Source organism: Yeosuana aromativorans (assembly GCF_014646655.1).
Lineage (GTDB): Bacteria > Bacteroidota > Bacteroidia > Flavobacteriales > Flavobacteriaceae > Yeosuana > Yeosuana aromativorans.
The window spans coordinates 143,811-163,322 of the sequence record NZ_BMNR01000002.1 but is presented as its reverse complement, the minus strand read 5'-3'; the positions used below and the strand labels follow the sequence as shown (position 1 = coordinate 163,322).

The 19,512-nt window shown below is 29.8% G+C and carries 14 protein-coding genes; all 14 read right to left on the bottom strand.

Features of this window, described 5'->3' with window-relative positions:
* Positions 1-754 precede the first annotated feature (754 nt).
* The 14 genes from IEW94_RS04065 to IEW94_RS04000 all read right to left on the bottom strand — a co-directional run bounded on the left by IEW94_RS04065 (position 755) and on the right by IEW94_RS04000 (position 19,367).
* Positions 755-1,726 carry an SMEK domain-containing protein gene (locus tag IEW94_RS04065; protein WP_188650294.1) on the bottom strand — a complete coding sequence of 324 codons (972 nt, stop codon included), beginning with the start codon at positions 1,724-1,726 and terminating at the stop codon, positions 755-757.
* A gap of 61 nt (positions 1,727-1,787) precedes the next feature.
* On the bottom strand, positions 1,788-2,588 hold the full coding sequence (locus tag IEW94_RS04060; protein ID WP_188650292.1) for a hypothetical protein: 801 nt from the start codon (positions 2,586-2,588) through the stop codon (positions 1,788-1,790).
* 23 nt (positions 2,589-2,611) lie between these two features.
* A complete protein-coding gene (locus IEW94_RS04055) occupies positions 2,612-3,136 on the bottom strand; it encodes a hypothetical protein (protein ID WP_188650291.1) in 525 nt (174 codons plus the stop codon).
* Positions 3,137-3,180: 44 nt separating this feature from the next.
* A complete protein-coding gene (locus tag IEW94_RS04050; protein WP_188650289.1) occupies positions 3,181-3,888 on the bottom strand; it encodes a hypothetical protein in 708 nt (235 codons plus the stop codon).
* Complete coding sequence (locus IEW94_RS04045) at positions 3,885-5,324, bottom strand: PglZ domain-containing protein (protein WP_188650287.1); 1,440 nt, start codon at positions 5,322-5,324, stop codon at positions 3,885-3,887. Before IEW94_RS04045 ends, IEW94_RS04050 begins: the two co-directional genes overlap by 4 nt.
* A complete protein-coding gene (locus tag IEW94_RS04040; protein ID WP_188650285.1) occupies positions 5,324-7,816 on the bottom strand; it encodes a DNA methyltransferase in 2,493 nt (830 codons plus the stop codon). The genes IEW94_RS04045 and IEW94_RS04040 overlap by 1 nt, the downstream gene beginning before the upstream one ends.
* 3 nt (positions 7,817-7,819) lie before the next feature.
* Complete coding sequence (locus IEW94_RS04035) at positions 7,820-12,055, bottom strand: DUF6079 family protein (protein ID WP_188650283.1); 4,236 nt, start codon at positions 12,053-12,055, stop codon at positions 7,820-7,822.
* A 292-nt stretch (positions 12,056-12,347) separates the two neighbouring features.
* Entirely contained in the window at positions 12,348-13,073 is a 726-nt protein-coding gene (locus tag IEW94_RS04030) for a hypothetical protein (protein WP_188650281.1), read from the bottom strand.
* Positions 13,074-13,083: 10 nt separating this feature from the next.
* Positions 13,084-13,374 (bottom strand): helix-turn-helix domain-containing protein, encoded by a 291-nt coding sequence (locus tag IEW94_RS04025; protein WP_188650279.1) that lies wholly within the window; start codon positions 13,372-13,374, stop codon positions 13,084-13,086.
* A gap of 2 nt (positions 13,375-13,376) precedes the next feature.
* Positions 13,377-13,673, bottom strand: coding sequence for a helix-turn-helix domain-containing protein (locus IEW94_RS04020; protein ID WP_188650277.1), 297 nt, complete (start codon positions 13,671-13,673; stop codon positions 13,377-13,379).
* A gap of 81 nt (positions 13,674-13,754) precedes the next feature.
* The gene (locus tag IEW94_RS04015) at positions 13,755-14,651 is read right to left on the bottom strand and encodes a hypothetical protein (RefSeq protein ID WP_188650275.1); all 897 of its coding nucleotides are present in this window, start codon (positions 14,649-14,651) and stop codon (positions 13,755-13,757) included.
* A 17-nt stretch (positions 14,652-14,668) separates the two neighbouring features.
* Positions 14,669-15,433: a hypothetical protein gene (locus IEW94_RS04010; protein WP_188650273.1), complete on the bottom strand. Its 765-nt coding sequence runs from the start codon at positions 15,431-15,433 to the stop codon at positions 14,669-14,671.
* 95 nt (positions 15,434-15,528) lie between these two features.
* Entirely contained in the window at positions 15,529-16,830 is a 1,302-nt protein-coding gene (locus tag IEW94_RS04005; RefSeq protein ID WP_188650271.1) for a site-specific integrase, read from the bottom strand.
* 275 nt (positions 16,831-17,105) lie between these two features.
* Positions 17,106-19,367 carry a tetratricopeptide repeat protein gene (locus IEW94_RS04000; protein ID WP_229669441.1) on the bottom strand — a complete coding sequence of 754 codons (2,262 nt, stop codon included), beginning with the start codon at positions 19,365-19,367 and terminating at the stop codon, positions 17,106-17,108.
* Positions 19,368-19,512: the final 145 nt, after the last annotated feature.

Genomic DNA, 19,512 nt, shown 5'->3' with positions numbered 1-19,512 from the left:
TTGTGCAAGAACTTTAAGGATTTAAGTATTTTGAGCGAAAGACAAATTATTATGTAATAAAAGCCAAACTGTAATGTAAAAACTATAAAGCGTGGGATGGAATTACCGACTGAATGAGTTGCTCTTGTGTGCTGCTTGCGAAATAGGATAATCCGCAGTATTCATTGAAGTTCTATTTGTCTTTAGAAGCTACCATTTAAATGGAATACTAAAGTATCCTTGATTTTACTGCGGTTATCTTATTTGCAAACTTGGGAAGTTCAAAAAATGTGACACCCGTAAACCCAAACTTAATAATTCAATTTTTCTAGAATAAATAGAGTTTAAAAAAATACTAAATATCAAATTTATACAAAAGTCATTTGGGTTTTGCCCGAAGCGACCCGCAGGCTCGCATAACATTAAGTAGCGGTTGTACCCAATAAAAAAAACTCGCGTAGCGAAACCTTATTGGGTTTGGGTACAAAAGTAGCTACGGGTGAGGAAGGAGAGAATGTGTGCAATAAAACAAATGAATAGTGCCAACGAGGACGTGCTGCCGCAGTGGTACTATTTATGGTATATGCAAGCCCTTTGAATTTAAAACTATTATGATTTTGGGGATTGATACACGACTTACGCAATGAGGTAAAATTGATAATTGGCTTGCAGATATGTTTTATGTAACTAAATGGAACGACTGACGAACACCTTATTACCTGCACGAATGCTTGTATTAGTACTGCTGCTTCTTTTGGAAACTGATTAAAAAAAATTAAATGAAATAGATATCTTTAATATTTCCTCTAAATTCTGTATAAGACTGTCTCATTTCATCAAGAATTTTATTTAATTTATTAGTTAAATTATCCTTATATATCATTGCTTCCCACCCGGAGAGACTCTCTGGTACCATTAAATAATGTAGACTACCAATACCTGATGAATAATTGTCCATTAGGAATTGTGAAAGTTGACCGAGCGATTCAAGAAAAGGACCGTGTGTATCTTTAAGATTTGGATTAACAAAAACTCCTGTTGTTTGAGAAGCAAGAGTTATGTAAGGATCAATAATGTTGTGGTGTAAATCAATGCAGTTAAATGGCCCCCCTGCGTATAGACTTTCGAATATATTTCTTAAGACACTCTCGTTTAATATTTTATTAAACTTTTTGAACAGCTTGTGATCAAAAGTTATAACATTTGAAACAGGAATATTTTTAAATTCTTTTTTTAATATTTTATACAGCTTTTCACGATCATCATCTCCCAAATACTTTATATTTTTTCCAAGACTATCAAGAGATACAATTTGCTTCTTATTATCGTAAGACAAGCCAGCGGATTTATATTTTTTTTTAACTTTCTTTATGTCCTCTTGACTCCAACTAAAAGTGTTTAAGATTAAGAATCGTAGGTCAGTATAAACACCATCTTTAAAATCATTATTTGTCAAATACTTGTCTATTGTGCTATTAATTTTTCCAAAATCATTTTGAGAGGTTATTTGATATGCAACTTTTGTATTATCGTCTCCCAAATCAATTGCCTTATAGTTATATTTTATGATATCTAAATCTACAAGATTAAGGTTCTCCTTGTGATAAAATATATTTAATAATTTCGCGCAAAACCCTTGTGATAATTTATTTACATCATAAAGACCAACGTCATTACTTACCTTAATTTCTAAATGAAACCTAATCAAGTAATCTTTAATCTTTTCAGCAATTTTAACAGTCTTCATAATTTAAAGTATAAATAGGGTAATCCCGTGAATAGTTAGTAAAAAAGGTTAATAAATTATTTTAACCTTGATACTTATAATAATACCTTTTTAAAACATAATTATAATTTTCCTCTCCTATTAATTTACGTTTTTTATTTATGTATTCATACGCAGATAAAAACCCATAGTATTCAATACGTGACTGAAGATTATACTTAAATAGAAATTCATCAACTAATACTTTGAATTCTTTTATAGCGTTCCTATAACTTTCTAAGTCTTCTCTAAATTCTGAAGTAAAACAATTATCAAAGCAAAGACTAAAGAGCTTGATTTTTTTTGATTGATATTCTTTATTATTCATAATATTTAATATACCTAGTAAATGACTGCATAATTGTTTAATACCACCACCATATATAATTTTACCCTCAAAGTTTTGGACAGTTTTGTTTAGAAAAAAAATAAAATCTTGAGCTAATTCTTGATTTCTATATTTATCTAATTTATAATATTTATCAACAAATTCTATATTATCATTATCTACTATTTCAAAAGCCTTTACCTCATACAATTCTATTGTGTTTGACTCCACATTCTCCATCATAAAATCTATTTTGGCATCTGAAGTAAAAACAGGCATTGGAAATTCAAATTTGCTGTTTCTGTTTTGAATTCCTGAGAAAATGTTGTATGCAAATGCTTGAGAACTTTTAAAACTACCTGCCCGTTTATGGTATTTAAAATCTGATTGAGGAATAGTAATAAAATTTTCTTCTCTATTGATTAATTCTATTCCATTGGCTTTAGTTAAATATGACTTATGTACATTTTTGTATCCCTTGATTACAAATTGTTTAATCTCGTCTTGATAGTTCATTTTGATAATACTTAAAAAAAACATTAATTATTCTCAAGAAACCATTCATATAATAAAGGCTTCATTGATTTGTCTTCGAAAGTTTCCTTTTGATAGTTCAACACAAAATCTCGAGGAATTTCGATTCCATAATAAGTATTAGGAAGTCCACATTCTTCTTCGGTCAATTGGTACTCAGGATCATTTATTCTTGCAAAATCCACAATTGTATCATCTTTGAAATTGAAACTATGAGTAATAATAGAATAATGTGCAGTGTTCCTTTCCACAAAACCAGTAAAATACTTATAGTCTTCATCCAAAATACTTAATGCTTTAGCTGAGTAATGACATTGATAATGAATATGCTCATAACCCTTTTGAACGAATTCGTTAAACACAATTTCACTTGGCAGAATAGAGTTATATGATTCGATGGTAGATATTTCAGCTAGATTGTTTCTAATCCAATCATTGAATTCATTTTTATTTAAAATAAATATTTCACGATAGAATGGGGCTCCTTCGTCAAGACATAATTCGTAAAAATCAATTTCCTCTATATTCATATTTTAGACCTGTTAAGATAGTTCTATTGTTACCTTTTTATATATTAACTATTTAACATTAACAACTCCCTATCAGTACCTCTAATGTATTCCCATTCGTTGGTGTGATATTTGTTTGCTACATCCGATATTGAAGGAATTTTATAATAGGCAAATAAAGACTTATCAATATGTTTTATGTCTATTTGTTTAGTGTGGTTTGAAACCGCATACAACAATAAAATATCCTTTACTTGTTCAATAGATAATTCTGCTTTTGGAAGTTGTGCATAGGATGTTCCTGTTAAGGGTTCAATTATCCCAAACGACTGTAATGTTTTAAGAAATGCTCTTGTGGACCTTTTGATTATTTCAGAATCACCAAAGGATTCCACCATTCTTTTAGTTATTGCCGTAGAGCTTATTTCTTGAGAATCATCAAATATTTTAGAATATAATGTTGAAAACTGTCTTAAAATTTCATAATCAATTATAAACTTTGATAGAAGTACTGGCTTCATATATTCAAAGCTTTTTTCTTTACAAAGTCTAATTAGAATATTGTCATTAATAATTGAAGTTGTTTCTTGAAAATTGAAAATAAATGTTCTGAATAAAACTGTTCTTGTTTTTCTTCTTCCATCCTTTCCTGTTAATTCAACTGCAATATTATCATATTTTTCATAGTATTCTTGTGGTTTATGACCTGCTTCAACTAATTGCAATGATTTATATATCCATTCTGCTTTTAATGGCCTATCGTATCCTATCATTTTTTTACTGTAATAAAGGGAACAACAATCTCTTCAAGACTGATGCCTCCGTGATTAATTTCAATTTTATCTTTTTGAGTAAACATTGTTCTTCCTTTCGGTAACACTATTTTTTTATTTTTCACAAATGGAATATCAATCTTTTCGAACTCTGTTAATTCTGATGCTTCTTCTGGAATAATGACTGCTCTTTTAGCAAAATCATCTATTAAATACTTTTGTAATTTTTCACCATTTCCTTTAGCTATAACCGAACCGTGATCTGAGCAAAAGTATATTGCAAAATCATTTTCTAACAATGTTTTAATTGCTTGCTTTACATTAGATTTTTCTAAATATTGTTTACAGTTATTAAAGTAAATAGTCTTTGTGTTTTCGTTGGCAGGAAACAAGGTGCTGTGGCATAAATCATCAAAGAAATTAAATAAAATACTTACCATATCATAACCCAATAAAGTATCATCATTTATTACATCTTCTTCTACAAAATACTTTGTTTGATTACCTTTAAAAAACTCTGCAAATGCTTTAGATTCGTCTTTTCTTCCTGGGTTTTTTACTTCATAAACATTTGATGAACCGTGAAATATGGCTGTTCTGCATATAGACGTTACCGAAGGTAACAATGTAAACAGATATTGTTCTGCAAAGTTTAGGTTTAAGTCCTTTAAATATTCTTTTAATAGTTGCCATTCAGCAATGCCCATACAATCAAAACATAATAGAGCAGCTTTACTTTCCTTTTTATTTTTTATGTATGGTATAATTTTATCAATTGATAGTGGTTTAGAAGCTGTTGAAGCGAAAGCCACTTGTTCAAAGGTTTTTGTGTCTATTAATTCTTTAGATACCTCATCAATACTTGTAATATCCTCTAAAAAAGCTTCATCATTTTGTATGTAAGATTGATATATTAATTTACCCCAATTTTCTGCCATGTTAATTACATTTGGGATTGTTTTTTCTGTTGCTAATAATTCTTTTACTGAAGTCTTAATCTCATATAGAACTTTTAAACTATCATCGTTTTTTGCATTTACTAAAATCTCTTTGATATTGGATTGAGATAATACTATATGTGGATTATGACTAAATACATAATTACAAATAGAAACAATTGTATCACTATCTAATCCCTTTAAAACAGAAACATCTCCATTTAAAGGTAAGTTTGAATACTCAAAACTTTTATGCTCAAAATATGGCTTTAAAAACTGTGGAATACTTGGTTTAGTTGTTATGTAAGTTATTTGCTCATTATTGTTAGCTGACAACAACATTTCAGAACTTTTATCAGAATATATAACTTCTATGCTTTTCTTGCTTAAATAGTCTTTGAATACTTGAGACGATAGCACACCAATGGTATCAGAAATAATCTTGGGTGATTTCTCTGTAAAACTTAATGCTGTTGCTATGCGTTGTTGCCATCCCATTAACTAATACCCTCAACCATTATTTTAGCAGCTTCTACAAAATCATTTATTTCAGAAGTATTTTCTATTATGCTGTTATCTAATCGTTCTGAAAGTGAAATAATATCCTTGAAACGTTTGTTTTTATAACAAACTTCAAAACCAAACAATAATGCTTCTTTTCTGACACTTTTTATTTTAGTTTTTTCTGTATTACTTTTTAAAAGTAAACTTTCAAATTCCCGCATTAAGACCTTCTCCCTTTTCAAAACGATAGAACTATGTTCTTCTTCTGATACAGGTCTTCTGTAATTATTATTTTCTTTTATAAAATTGTCTTCCAACAAAGTTAATAATTCAGGAACCTCATCATCTTGAATATTTGCTAATTGAGTAAATTCAGTAAGTATATCTGAAAATGATTTTGGATTATTTAAAAACCCATATAACCAAATTAAAGCTGATTTTTCATCTGAAATAAATAAACTTATTACTCCACTTTTAATCTGATCAATACCGTTAAGTTTTTCTTTTTTCTTATATTCTAAATATGAATTAATTTGATTTGAATTAAACCAGAAACCATCCTCATTAATAAAGTTATTTGAAAGCATATTATAAAACACATTTGCATCCATTAAGATTTCATATCCGTTTTTTAAATAATAAGAAATATACTTTGAAAACAACATCTTTTCAGTTCTCTCAATTGAATGCTTAACTGGTAGAGAGTTAAGAAATTCATTGATAAAATTAACCTCTAACCCTTCTCCATTATTTGATTTAAACTGTTTTATAAAATTAGCAGATGGTTTATATAGATGTAGTATTAAGTCGTTTGAAACAGCATTAGGTGCTACATTTATCACAAAACTTTTACCTTTATTTTTAAGAATAGATGTGTGTGAAAGAATAAATCCAGATTTATTAATAGAACTTTGAATAATATTCCAAATTGAAGATTTAGAACTATGAAATTCTAATGTTAACCAACGTTCTGGTTTCAAAACTCTAAACAATTCAGATAGTGAACCTAATATCAAGTCCCCATATTCGTCAATTTCTTTATTTTGGTTTTTATTGATAATAGCTTCTTCTTTAGTATTAGTTAAAAATTTTAGCCAGCATTCATATAGAAAATTTAGTTCAGAATACATTAAGTTAGCACCAAATGGTGGATCGACAAATATAAAATCAATTGAATTTGAAGGAATATTACTTAAATCAGTTGCTGATTGTGTTGACACAATTACATTTTCCTTTTTGAATAATGATTTATTTATATTGTTAATTTTACTAATTCTATTTTCAAATTGTTCCATTACTGGTACTTCAAAATATAAAGAAGGAACATACCAATTACCACTTATTGTACTTATATAACCACCACCACCGTGAAAATAATTAGAAACGTGTAAAATTGCTTTTTTGGATGCTCTTAAAAGCAAACTATTGAAAGTTATTAATAATTTGTTTTTTATATCAACATTAGACACTGTATTAATTTCATTAAACAAATGGGAAAGAACTATCAACGTTCTTTTCTCAAAAAGGTGATGAACATTTTCAATTGATAAAGACTTTTTCAATCTTTTTATTTCATCACCATCAGGAATGGCATCCGTAGGATACCAAAATGGTATTTTATAATTGTTAGCAGCTTCAATTAAATTAATGTCATTTTCATCTGGAACTTTTTTATATCTTTTACCTGCATATGTATATACTATTTCAACAGGTTTATTTTTCAACAATTCTATTTCTTTATTTAAACCAAAATCAAAACGTTTTGTAAACACTTTTTTAGAATCTTTCTTATTAATAATGGCGTTACAAGATTTACAAGAGTATTCATCCATTAATTTTCCATCTTTATGATTTGCGGCATAATCCCAAAGATTATATTCAGTATCGCAAATTGGACACCTAAAAATTTGAGAGTATAACACCGAATTAATGAATCCTTTATTGTTGTTTTTATGGATTGTATAGAATAAGTAATCTGTTTTTTCTTTTACTTTATTAATTATTTCAACACCTGTGTTTTGAAAATCAAATGGATCTGCTGACGAACTATAATTATGAGTCAAAAAGGATGCTATGGGTGATAAATCACATAAAATAGCATTACGCTTTGATTTGTGAGCAGCAATACCTGACATACCACTACCAGAAAACACATCAAGAATAATGTCTCCCGGTTTTGTATAATGCTCAATGTATTGTTTAATCGCATTGAAAGGTGATTTAGTGTGATAGGAATGAGCATTAGACAACGCATCATTTTTTCTTGTGTCTAAATCATCTATGTAAGGTGTTCTATTATAATTATCATTGGTCTCATCATACTTGGTCCCATTCTTTTCAATAAACTCTTCAATATATGGATTAGGGCAAGCTGTATAAAAAGGTGGATTGGATAGATTGATAATATCTTCATCTTCGCCTAAAGGAAAACCTTCAATCTTTTTTAGTTCTGGCAGTCTTTTTCTTAAATCTTCTTTATAATCCATCTATTATTCTTCTATTTTAATTCTAATTTCTTCGCCTTTATTTTCTTTCTTAATTCTTTCAGCCAAATTATAAAAAGCTTCTTCCATTTGCCTAATGGTTACCAAATCGTTATTGCCAAAAATGGACTTAATGACATCAGCTTTTTTCAAGCTTACTATTTTAATATTTACAAACAATTTGTTGATTGCCTGTACTAAATTTTCATCAATGCTATTTGGTAGTTCTTGTTTGTCAATAATACCTTGAATGAGTTGTTTTTGACTGTCTGAAAGCTTAACTAATTTTAATTGTTCTTTGTTTTTTATAACCTCTGCCACTGTGGTTTTACAATACTCATTGTAAATAGTTTTAATATCATTGTCTATATTCTTAATCACTTCATTAATATTACCATAGTTACGAGGTACTTTCATAAACATAGAGATATTATCGAATGGATTTCTATATAATTCTTCAATATCTACATTAGTAGCTTTATTTGATGTTAAATTCTGCCATTCGACTAATTTCTGAAATAGTTTTGCTTCTACATTACAATCTAATTCTGCTAATAATCGGGCCGCTTTTAATTCAGTATTACTATTTATGTTATCTAATTTATCCCAATGCACTTTGTTACCAATGGTATTTTGAAGTGCTGGATAATAGAAGTCTTTAACATATATGTTTTTAAAAGCTTCTAACTTACCTACTAATGGAAATCTATATTGCAATTGGCTAAACTTACTGAAATCTGAAACAATTATATTTGTTTCATCGTAATGTTGGGTTAACGCATCTAATACTTCTTTCGCCTTATCATAGTTTTGATTAGCTTTTACAATTTCAATTGCTTCTTTCATATAACTAATACCACTATGTATATTTTTGTTATACTCTGTAATGGCATCTTTAAGATTTGAAAGTGTTGACAAGGCTAAAGATACATCAGCTAATTTTGAGCTTAATTTAAATATGTCATTAAATTTTGCGTGGTTATTTATGTCTAAAACAGACCAATCAATAACCTCAATTTTTTTACGCACTTCTTTTACATCATCACTATTTAAATGTAGTTGAGTACGATTGTCTAATTGACTTATTAGCGCATCTACTGCACCTATATCTGAAAGTATATCTCTTACTTTGTTTTTGTATTCCACAAAGGCATCGTTTCTGCTTTTTTCTGTAAGTATAGCAGCTCCATTTAAACCTAATGCGTTTAAGAGATTTTGAGCAAAATCATAAGACAGTTCATCTTTTTTAATAACATATACAATATTCTCAAATTGACTTATGTTTCTGAATTTTTCTCTAACATTAGTTATATCTATTTCATCACCACCTCTTGCTTTAAGGGCTATTTTGCCCAATGTAGTAAGCACTAATAATAAGAAGTGCGTGATTTCAGGTTCAACACCATAAGGTGCTTGACCCAGTTCTTTTACCAATTCTTTTTCAATATCAACAACCTTTCCTTTTTTAGCATCTACTGTAGTTAATATTATTTGTGTGAATTTATTAGCTGATACGTCCGGGTCCCCATTTGTATTTAATAAATTAAGAGAGGACATAAAGTTTTTAGCTCTATGGCTCATTGCCCTAAAATCACCTTTTACAACTTCATCTGCTATCAATGATAATGTATGTGTAATATTCGAGGATGATAAGTTTTCAGCATATTTAGGATGTTCAGGAAATTGCTGATTAAAACAATCGTCAAATGCTTTACCTTTTAATTCTTTAACAATTTCTGATAGGTTATTATACTCTTTGCCTAAAATAGATTTAATTGAAATAGCCTCATCATTCAAAGTTGTTTGAGACAAATTAGTTACCCATTTGGCAATTCTATATTTTATACCAGGCACAATAATACCCGCAGGATTTCTATAACCATTAATTGTATCTTCTAACTTTTTACTCATTGCAGCTACTAAAATATTCTTGTCTTTCAAAGACTTTATTGCCACAATTCGTTTTATTAATTCTAAATTTTCCTGTTTACCAAAATCTAATTTGATATTGATTTGATTCCCAGTATATTTAATAGGTGCTTGTTTGCTATATGGAGAAATGAAATTAATAACATAGTCCGCTGATTCAATACTACTTACTTCTTGTCCTTTTCTCTGGAAAATCACAAAACCTTTTCTAAAGGATTTTACAGAAAGCCAAGGTGCTTCACTTTCAAAGACGTTTGGTATGTTTTTAAAATTGGTTAAGTCGAGTACTTCTTGAATTTGTTCAAATAGTATTTCCTCTTGCTTGCTTTCATCACCACCAACGGCTACAATTTCATTTTCAATTCTTTCTTCTGGGTCTTTACCATCAATAGCAGGATCGAACTTAAAGTAGTCGTTACCTGTAGCTTCATCACGTACAATTTTTAAATAAAAACCATCCGTAGCTTCTCTAATTTTTTTAACTATCAATGACACTTGCATAAAAGCCTCAAAAGCTTTGTTTTCAGGTATTATCATTAATCGTTCAGCCAATTCTTTAGCTGTAGCTCCATTTTCACCTTTACTCCACAACGAATAGATTGCTAAACCTTTGATAATTTTAATAGCATTTTCCTGTAGTTTATTTTCAAGGTTACCAACTATTTTGTCTTTTACAATATTTACAACTTTTACCAAATCATAAACACCTTCTAAATTTCTATTATTTGGGTTATTGGCTAAAATATCATAGATACGGTCGAATGTAAAAAAGTAAGGAAATGGTTTACCTATAACATATTTAAGTTCTGTTTGTGCAAATTGTATAATACCTCGTTTTTCAAAATAAGGCAATTCGTGAAATAGGTCTAATAGAAACGGTGTAAACGGAAACAACTCTATATATTCTTCCTGTTTGTTACCTACATCTTCAATTTTTTCTATATAAGGTTTTAGTTTTTGCTCTATCTCTAATTTTTGTTCTGTTGTTTTAGCTACAATTCTTTGCGCAATTACTTGTTTAGCAGCTTCACGACGAATTATTATATTTTGGAAACGTTGGCTTATTCTATCCTCATCGGCAGCAATGTTTTTTAATTTAGGACTTGAATAAATATCCTCTTGCATAGAGGTTACTAATAGCATATCATTAGCTTGACATACTTGAGCCACAACTCTTAAAAACTGGAAATCTCTTTTTATTTGATAAGCTTCTTTTGATTGAATAAAATCTGAAACTTCATCAACAACTACCAACAAGCCTTTAGAGGCATCAGTTTCTTTTAATTTATCAATAATAGAAACTAAATGATCTTTGATGTTAAGTGTTTTCCCATCTTCATATTTAGGGATTTCAATATTATAATCTCTTTTAATCTGCTTTTCTAATTCTTTAAAAAAGAAATAAGAAAGGTCAACATTAACAGGTTGTAACTCAAACTGAACAGAAAAGAATTTACGACTTACCTTTTCTGCTTTAGCACGAACTTTAGAGTTTTTTACTAATTTTCTTTTTTCTGGGTGCGCTATAATGCTAATTAAGAAACCAATTAAATGGGATTTACCGCTTCCATAGTTACCTATGATTTTAACAGCCTTATGATTTGGTTGATCTAAATTATCAAAGAAATCTATTACCTGTTGTTCTAAACCTTCAGTAATAATGTAACTTGATATTAATTCATCTTGAAAATCTGATTCTTTTAAATCGGTATCAATATCAACTACATCTTTTATTATTGTATAATTGAATAGATTACCAATAGCATTTTTGTCTAAATCTTTCTTCTCAACTTTAGTATAATCTGTTGGACCTTCTGAAACGATACTTTTATAATTCTCCTCTACATCGTCAATCTTTGTAATAAGGATGTCATTAATATCTTTGTCATAGTAATCATCAGAACCTACTTGTCCGTAAGACACTCTATTACTAAATAAATTTTCTTCCTCTAAAAAAAGTACACAATGTTTGTTGCGTGCATTATACTTAAATGCTCCAACAGGAGAGATGTTCATAAATGCTTTATCGTATAGAATACTTGCATTTGTTAAGATTAATTTGTCTGGTTTAGACAGGAACCATTCCTTTATTTTTTGACCTATGTCGTGAATAGGCTGGTCTGCTTTTTCAATTTCCTCATATAAATCAGCCAATTCAGCACCTACATTTATTTCTTTAAAACCTAAATCTGTTAGATATTTAGTTATGTTATTTTTTTTACTGCTGTCTTTACCAATTACTGCCCAAAGTTTGAACCTCAAGCTTTCAGATAATGATAAATATGTGTCTATGTGTTTTGATTGATTAGCCATTGAAAATTGTTTGATTCAAAACGTTAAAAGTAAAAATATATTAATGATATATAGTAAGTGAATTTAGGAAAGTTAGGAAAATTTTGACTCATGATACTAACCTATTTCTTCAGCATAAAATAACCTTTTAAAGGATTATAGTATAAATTTTTTGTTTGTTTTAATTAACTAATAAAACTATATTAATGTTATTACAACTTTTAATAGTTTAGGGAGAGTTTAAAGATATTAATTATTTATATATTCTTACACTTTTATTTATTCCTATTTCTATTATTCCCTTTATTTATGTTTACAGAGATTTCCGCTTTGTGAAATAAAAAAGAGGATATAACGTGTCAATCAGCTGTAAACGATAATTACCATTGTTGTAAACAATATTTTGTTTCATATCATTGTAATCAAGATAGTATTGCATGATTTTTTTATTAATAGGCGTTTTAGAATAATTCTTTTTCAACTTAATTAAGCCTTCATTGTAAGCTTCATTTTTAAGTCTTGATGCTGTGGCAGTAGACATATTAAAAAGTTGCATAACACCATTAACAGAAACAGGAGCGTATTGTTTTTTATAGTTAAATTTAGGAGACAAAAAATGATAGGTACTTCCCTTTAATTGTACGCTTTTTTGTTTCTTAACTTTTCTCCAAAAATCTTTATGAAGATAACCATAAATTACTGCTCCTGTAACTGCTTTGATTTTATAGTAATTATTAAAGTCTATTTGAAATGCTTGTCTTCTGATCCAGTTGTTTTCTTTTCTAATTCTATCAAATGACTTGAATACATAAAACTGTGTTTTTTGATTGTAAACTATCCAGCCTATTTCCATTAAAAAATTGATGTATTTATTTAAGGTTTTACGACTGTTGATTTCTTCTACTAATTGAATAAATTGTAAGGCTTCATTATTTAATTGTGCTTTACCACCTGGGTACATTAACTTTAGTAATAAAAAGAATTTTAATTCTTTTGAATAGTTATTGCTTTGTGCATCAATAAACATTTCTATTGGCACACTGATATGTTTAGCGACTGCTATTTTTTTTAACAGAATAGTGATTGTCTATTATGCTATGAATATCAGAAAGTTTATAATACAATTTCCCTTTAATCTGTGAATAAGGCAATATCCCTTCTTCTCTCCAGTTTGAAGCTGTTTTAGAACTAATTTTAAACAGTTGCAAAATATCTGCATTATCTAAAATCACATATTTGGGGTCTTGAATATTTTTAAGTTTGCTTTGTTTAATTAAAAACTCTAAACGCTCTAGAATCTTATTTAAACTATCATTAATTGGATGCGCGAATGCTGTCATAATTATTGTTTTTTGTTATTAATACTAATTAAAGCTTCTTCCAATTCGGCACGCTTATATCTTATTAAATTACCTAATCTATAAGGTTTTAATACTCCTTTTTTATTCCAATCGGTTAGGGTTACTAATGATACTTTGAGGATAGTCGCTACTTCTTGTCTGGTTAGATATTCGGCAGGTTTAATGGGTTGGAAATTTTGAGCAATTACACTTAATTCTGCTCTTACATCATTGATGATGTCTTCTTTTAATTGGGTTGGTGTAATACCGAAAACTTGTGTGATTTTACCTTGTTCCATCGTGATACGTGTTTATGTTCGACGATGTAAAAGTAAATTAGAAGTGTTTAAGTAAACGTACCGAAAGGTACTCGAACGGTATTAGTTAACCTCTTTTTTATGTGGTATATTAAAACTTGCTTTATTGAAGTTTCTCTCGGTTTCCTGAGCCTTTTCAGTAGATGTGTTAAGATATTTACAAAGTGTGCTTTCTGTAGTTTTAACATCAAAAACATTATAAACTTGCTTTGCAAATTGGGTATAATTTATCTCTCCGTTTTGGCGTCTAGGAGCATTTATAAATTCTAAATCAGCAAGCACACCCATAATATACCCTAAATGAGCAGCCCTTGAATCCCAACTAATTTTTAAGTCATTTATAGTTTGTTCATTGTTTTTATGATTTACAATAGCTTCTTCAAGTTCATATAAATCATTAAGAAAAGTATTTCCAATATTGAACAAGGAAAACGGAAGTAAACTTACAAGCTTAAATCTATAAGTTGAATATAATCTTAATTCATCATCAAAAGGCACTTTTGAAACGTCAATATTTCCATCTTTAATGAAACTATGATTTTCTTTCAAAAAATTGTTATATGCTTGAGATAAGGAAACAGATATAAAATACTCATCAAATTTAGAATAGTACCTCGATTTTTCGTCGTCAATATAAAAATCGTTTTTTAATAAGCTTAAGTTTACTTTAAGTGCCTTGATCGTGAAAGTCACAAAATTTTCCAGATCATTATACTCAGTTTTTGAAAACTCTAAATATATTTCACTTTTTGCCTTAAAGTATAACTCATAGATGGTTGAAAGTATATTCTTTATTAAACTTTGAATTTTTACAACATCAAATTCATATAAAGATTTATTTTTATAAATAACTGGTGTGTATTCTTGTGAAATATCAAACTTATCATCGTCAATATCTATCAAGAACTCTAGATAATAGTTTTGGGAAAGAGCTTTTAAAAATTTGGCAGTGGATTTCAAATAATATAGTTTATAAATTAGCTCACTTCTCTAATATTAGGTATTGAAAAATCTTTGGAATTAAACTTTCTTAAAGTTTCTTGCCCCTTTTCAGAATCTAAATTCAAGTATTTTTCTAATGTATTATTTGTCGTATCAGCTTCAAAAGTGCCTAAAACCATATTAGCAAATTGAGAATAATTAATTTCTCCATCCTTTTTTAACGGTGGTTCAATATAACCTAAATGCGCAAGGTTTGAGATTATAAAACCTAATTGTGAAGGTTTACCTATCCATTTAATTTTTAAGGTATCATTTTGATTTAAATGTTCAGTTGAAACCGTGTTAATAATTCTTTTATTTTCTAAAAAAGTTATTATTTTTTCAGCTTCCAACATTGCGGCATAGCAAAAAAAATCAATTTGTATATCTAATATGTAATGTTGTTCTTTATGAGTATTAAACAAATGACCACTGTAATAAGTTTTAAGTACAGCGGTTAAATCTTCATTTGAAAATTTAGGGAAAGTTGACAAATCAACGTTATACTTTACTAACCATTTATCTAAAATATTCTTATTAGTATATCTTAATGGTGTTTTGTTAATTTTATCAATTGCAAAATTTATATAGTCATCTTTTTTCTCTGAAGGCAACAGTAATAGGTTTTCCATTATTTCAGATTCAAGATATGGCGTGTAATGTGTTATTGAAGTATCATATAATAAAGAAAAACAGGTCCTCTTTACTACGCCTTCATCACTTATTGCATTACAAAATGCTTCAAGATATTTATTATTCATATTAATCTGGATAGATTTGAAAAAATAAAACTAATAAAAATAAACTTACATATTTTAAAAATACGCTTAACATAAATTTAGATAAGTGAGACATATCACTTAATAACTTTCATTTTTAGCTTTTCAATATTATTTTTTTTATTCTGTTTTAACCAATAATCTTGAAGTGTTTTTGCATTCTCTTTAGGAGTTATTTTTATGTATTTTAAGAATTGTGCCTCTGTTTGATGCCCTGTAATAGCCATAATAACCATATTAGGTAGTTTACCATATAAGTTAGAAGCGAAGCTTCTACGACATATGTGAGAGGTTACTAACTTATGCATAGGATATGTTCCTTTCTCTTTTCTTTTGGTTAGAGGGTTAATCATACTTCCTTCAATTTCTTGCGTAAATCCTGCTTCCTCACAAACATCTTTAATATGTAAATTAAACTTTTGGTCTGATATTTTTCTTGGGAATCCATTATGTTTTTCAAGTATTTCTTTTACTTGTGGATGCATAGGTATAACTACGTTTTGTCCAGTTTTTTGAGTTTCAATTTCAATAAAACCTTCTTTTATATTTGTTGCTTTCAATCTTAAAAAATCTGATATTCTTAATCCGGTTCTCAAACCTATTATAAACAAATCTCTTGCGTTTTCTAAACGCTCAACACCTTTGTAATCGTGATTGTATATTTTATTGATTTCAGAATCTTTTAAATAGATGCTATCGGCTTTTACTTTAGGCGCAAAGAATTTAGGATGATTAATATGTTCGTGAACTGGTAGGCCTTGAAGTTTTGCATCTCTGGCCATTGTTTTGATAGTGCCAATATAATTACCTACTGTACCTAAATTAATTTTTTGCTCTTGGGTTAAGTAGTTTACAAACCTATCATAAAAGGTTAAGTTTAAATCTGTGAATTTTAGCTTTGTTTTAAACTTTTTTTCATACTCAATTATTTTATTCTTGGTTGTTGTGTACTTTGTAATTGTGCCAGAACTTACAGGCTTATTTTTACCCTTAATAATTCTTGAAGGAGCTAACTCAATAAACCGCTCTACAAATGGAAGAAAAAATACTTGGTCGATTGCATCATCATTTACAGGTCTATTAAAATGATTAGCTATTTTAGTTTTAAGCCAATCTCTATCAATATAAACGCCTTTAGAATTATCTGAATTAAATTCAGTAATTATAAAGTTTTCGAGTTCAAATAAATGTTGGTTTACTTCGTCTTTGTAAGCTGCATCATTAGTATTTTTAACTTTTTGCTTTGCTTGACTCCAATGATTAGGTAGTACCTTTAAATCTGTTGAAGCTGTGTAGTCAAATTTTCTTCCGTTTTTAAAACGTAGTAGGACATTAGAATATCCTTTTGTACCTTTTACAAGGTAATTAATAGTAGCCATAATGTGATAATATCTTAAAAGTGAGCAATATAAAGATACAAAATTATCCCCACATTATCCCCACAATTACTATATTTATACATTATTTGCTTAATTAAATTTTGATTCCAAAAACAGTAAAACCCTTTATATATAAGGGTTTTTAGAGGTTTTAGACAAGTATGTGATATATGGAAAAAGGGCTGGTGGGTTCCTCTTTCTCCGCAAAAAACCCCGTAAACTAGATTTACGGGGTTTTAAATTTTTAATTATTAATGGTCTAAAAAAGACTTCTCTTAATTCAATTGCCTTAAAAAATTTGAGTATTGAGGATTGTTTGGAAACAACTGGACCAATTTCATGAGTATATTTTTTGCCTTTTCATTCTGCTTTGTATTTGCGTAATGAAATGCCAAAGCATACAATAGGCTTTCATTATTGGCATCAATCTTCAGGCCATTAATCAAGGCTTTCTCAGCTAGATCAGGTTGGTTGGTTTTATCATATAACAAACTTAAGTTATAGTAAACCCTAACATTATCGGGCATGATCTTGCTGGCTTTTTGCAATAGTGGTATCGCTTCTTCATGACGCCCTTGTTCAGCAAACAACAATGCCAACGAATAATATGTTGGCCCGAATTCAGGTTCTTGCTCAATGATGGTTTTAAAAGCAGCTTCGGCCTTATCAAAATTGCCATTATTGTAATATAAGTTGGCTAGATTAAATCGTGCTTGGTTGTTTATGTTATCAATCTTCAGTGCTTTTTCGTAACTTTCTATGGCATGTTGAATATTTCCTTTTTTCAAATAGTAATCCCCTTCCTTAATTTGGCCTCCCGGAAAATCTGAATTGATATCCAAATAAGTAAAAAACTCTTTTTTTACCCGTTGATAAGCTGTCTTGTATTGTTCAGGAATTTGGTCTTCTCTTAAGCTTCCCAATCCATAAAAAGCTTTCACCCTTACGGTACGCTTTGGATCCTCGAGCAATGGTAATAGGTTATTGGCATAATCCGATGTATTATCCTGTGACAAAACATCTACACTGGTTCCCCTGACCAAAGCCGATTCATCATATAATAGACCAAGAAGCGTTTCTGTTTTACCGGCCGAATTATAATGTGATAGGGCCTTGACTGCAGAGGCACGAACCATCTCCGGCTGTTTGTGGTCGTTAATAAGATCCAGTAACAAGACATCTCCTTTAGGATCTCCAACAATACCGGGGACCAGTTTATCAGAAAAATGTGTGGAATCAACGGCTCCATATAGCTTTTGAAATGCTTCCCAAGCCCATTTATCATCTTTTTTATGGCATCCGGCACAAGCGTTGGGCGTACCGTATTTTAAACTCAAATCTGGCCGAGGCACCCTAAAGCTATGGTCGCGTCTAAAATCAACCCCCATATAGTATTTTCCGGGCATGTGGCAATTGATGCACATGGCGCCTTCGGTTCCCATTTTATGGAAATGGTGCTCAGGTGTATCAAACTTTTGAGGAAGGTGGCACTGGGCGCATAACGCATTGCCTTCAAATTTTAGCTTTAGTGAATGCGTGTTATGGCAATTGTTGCAGGCCACATTGTTGCGGTACATTTTACTTTGAATAAAAGACCCATACACGTAATCCTCATCTGAAATTTGCCCGTCTGGATAATAAATTGGGGTTTCTATCAATTGCGGAAAATAATGGTCCAATAAAGTACCTTCAAAATTAAAATTCGCTGAAAACTGCTCACGGCGCATATGGCATCGGGCACATTGGTCAACCAAATCCCTTGGGCTGGTTTTCATGGTCATGTGCATGGTTCCTGAATCCTGGTAAGCATCCCCCAAACGCTTTACATCTTCCACATGCTGTTTGCCGGGCCCATGGCACGCTTCACAATTCACATTGATTAGCGCATATTTGGTATTGTAGGTGTCGGTTTTTTGGTCATAGTTTTCCCGCACATTTGTGGAATGGCAATCGGAACACATATTGTTCCAGTTTAAACCGCCTCTGGACCAATGCAACCACTCTGAATGTACTACTTTAAAATCCGGGTACAAATCAAACCATCGCTTTTTAACGGTGTCCCAAGCCGTTCTTAAACACTGATAATGTCCATTGGGGAACTTCACAATGTATTGCTGAAGGGGCCTCACCCCAAACGTGTAAATAATCTTGTAATCATGGTTTTTGCCATCAGGCCCTTCAGTATTGACATAAAAATCTTGTCCTTGTTTAAAAAATCGGGAAGTGACACCTTGGCTTTTAAATACATTGTTGTTAAAATCGCCCAAAACTGATAGGCTGTCGGCAATTTGCATGGCTTTGTCATGATCTGAACCATGCCATTCATCAAACTCCTTGGCATGACATTCCTTGCAATTTTTATCTCCTAAAAAATTACCGTCTGGAATAATTTTATCTGATATAAAGGCATTTTCTTTGGTAATATTTTCATAGGTAACATCCTTCTTACAGGAAAAAAAAACCATGAGGGATGCAAAAACCAAGGATGTTGTTCTAATACGTCCCCAAATGTATTTCTTGTATTTAGAAAAATTCAAATTATTTACAAAATAGAAGTTCAAAATAAGTGCTAAAAATACTTTAAAAAAAAGTGTTATTAAAATATCTTTTTACTATTCTTTTCATTTTTTGAAAATGATGTTTTATTTACTCAAAAAGACAACATCCTGTCACTACATACGT